The organism is Rhizobacter sp. P1_G5, from assembly GCF_056405435.1.
The window spans coordinates 1-2351 of sequence record NZ_JBFUCB010000797.1 but is presented as its reverse complement, the minus strand read 5'-3'; the positions used below and the strand labels follow the sequence as shown (position 1 = coordinate 2351).

2 protein-coding genes are annotated in these 2351 nt (G+C 70.8%); one reads left to right on the top strand and one right to left on the bottom strand.

All coding sequences use genetic code 11. The features are described 5' to 3' along the window. Positions 1-1702, bottom strand: a 1702-nt coding sequence (gene msbA / locus AC1D12_RS31200) for a lipid A export permease/ATP-binding protein MsbA (RefSeq protein WP_477845072.1), incomplete at its 3' end; no start/stop codon positions are given. Between the two features lie 74 nt (positions 1703-1776). Between msbA and AC1D12_RS31195 the strand changes: the two genes are divergently transcribed. Further along, positions 1777-2351 (top strand): glycosyltransferase family 2 protein (locus AC1D12_RS31195; RefSeq protein ID WP_477845071.1); only part of this gene is annotated, 575 nt, incomplete at its 3' end.

The following is a 2351-nucleotide window of genomic DNA, read 5'->3' as shown; positions in this document are numbered from 1 at the left end:
GCTCGGCATGCGTGCCCTGCTCGACGACGCGGCCGGCTTCGAGCACCAGCACTCGGTCGGCGGCCTTGATGGTCGACAGCCGGTGCGCGATCACGAGGCTGGTGCGGCCCTTCATCAGCCGGTCCAGCGCCTCCTGCACCAGGCGCTCGGATTCGGAATCGAGCGCCGACGTGGCCTCGTCGAGGATCAGGATCGGCGCGTCCTTGTAGATGGCGCGCGCGATCGCGAGCCGTTGCCGCTGGCCGCCCGACAGCTGGTTGCCGTTGTGGCCGATCAGCGTGTCCAGGCCCTGCGGCATCTCGTCGACGAACTTCAGCAGGTTGGCCGCGCGCAGTGCCTCGCGCACGCGGGCGGTATCGATGCGGCGAGCATCGTGCGCTCCGGTGTCGCCGAGCGCCACGTTGGCCGCCACGGTGTCGTTGAACAGCACCACGTCCTGGCTGACCAGCGCGAACTGGCGGCGCAGCGCCGCCACGTCCCACTCGCGCAGCGGCCGGTCGTCGAGCAGCAGCTCGCCGTCGCTCGGCTCCAGGAAGCGCGGCAGCAGGTTCACCAGCGTCGTCTTGCCGGCGCCCGACGGCCCGACCAGCGCCACCGTCTCGCCGACGTTCAACCGCAGGTTCACGTCGTCCAGCGCCGGCRCCTGGTCGGTCTTGTAGCGCAGGCCGACATGGCGCATCTCGACGCGGCCCTGGGCGCGCCCGGGGTCGAAGCCGCCACCTTCCTCGACCGGCGCATCGGTGATCAGCGCGACGCCGCGCTCCAGCGCGGCCAGCCCGCGGGTGATCGGCCCGGCCACCTCGGACAGGTGCTTGATCGGCGCCAGCAGCATCAGCATGCAGGTGATGAACGCGGCGAAGCTGCCGGCCGTGCCGCCGTAGTGGGTGCTCTGCCAGAGGGCCGCGACGATCACCGCCGACAGGCCGCAGGCGGCGATCATCTGCGTCACCGGCGTCATCGTCGCGGCCGCCATCGTCGACTTGATCGCGAGCCGGCGCAGCGTGTCGCTGAGGGCGCGGAAGCGGCCGGCCTGGCCGGCCTCGGCGCCGTGCAGGCGGACGATGCGCCAGGCGAGCACGTTCTCCTCGACCACGTAGGCGAGCTGGTCGGTGGCCTGCTGGCCTTCGACCGTCAGCCGGTGCAGCCGCTTGCTGAGGATGCGCATCACGAAGGCGACCGCCGGCACCAGCACGCCGACGAACAGCGTCAGCTGCCAGTTCATCCACAGCAGGTAGGCCATCAGCGCGACCAGCGTGGCCGAGTCGCGCACCAGCGTCATCACCGAGCCGACCAGCAGGCCCGCGCCGGCCTGCACCTCGTAGGTGAGCGTGTTGGTCAGGCTGCTGGCGGTGTTGTGGCTGAACAGCGTCGGCTGCACCGTCATCAGCCGCTGGAACATCGCGGTGCGCAAGGCCTGGGTGCCGCGGTTGGCCGACCAGGCCAGGCCGTACTGCGCGATCAGCCCGGCGACGCCGCGGATGAAGAACAGCCCGATGATCGCGACCGGCACCATCCACAGCGGAATGCCGTCGGCGGTGAAGCCCTTGTCGAGCAGCGGCTTCATCAGCGCCGGCATCACCGGCTCGGTCAGCGCGCCGATGATCGAGCCGACGATCATCAGGACGAAGCCCTTGCCGCTGTCGGCGAAATACGGGGCCAGGCGCTTCAGGCGCTCTTTCAGGGGCGGGGTGGGGGTGCTCATTCCGGGCGCATTATCGTTCGCCGGCACTGCCTACAATCCCCGCACCTCCAAGCTGCATGCGCCTGTCGCCTTCCATGTCCGTTCCCAACCTGTCGGTCATCGTCATCACCCGCAACGAAGGCCACCAGATCTCGGACTGCCTGAAGAGCGTCGCGTTCGCCGACGAGTGGATCGTCGTCGACGCCGGCAGCACCGACGACACCCGCGAGCAGGCCGCGGCGCTCGGCGCCCGCGTGACCCGTACCGACGACTGGCCGGGTTTCGGCCGGCAGAAGAACCGGGCGCTGGACCTGGCGCAAGGGCGCTGGGTGCTGAGCCTGGATGCCGACGAGCGGGTCAGCGAAGCGCTGGCGGCGGCGATCCGGGCCGCCGTGGCGCCCGGCGCGGCCCCTGGGGAGGTCCCCACCGAGGGCCCCGCCGGCTACCAGTTGTCACGCCTGTCGCGTTTTTGCGGACAGTGGATGCGCCATGGCGACTGGTACCCTGACCGGGTCACGCGGCTGTTCCTGCGCGGGCGCGCGCGCTTCACCGACGACCTGGTGCACGAGCGGCTGGACGTGCAGGGGCCGGTCGGGCGCCTGCCCGGCGACCTGCTGCACGAGACCATGCCGACGCTGCACGACGCGCTGGACAAGATGAACCGCTACAG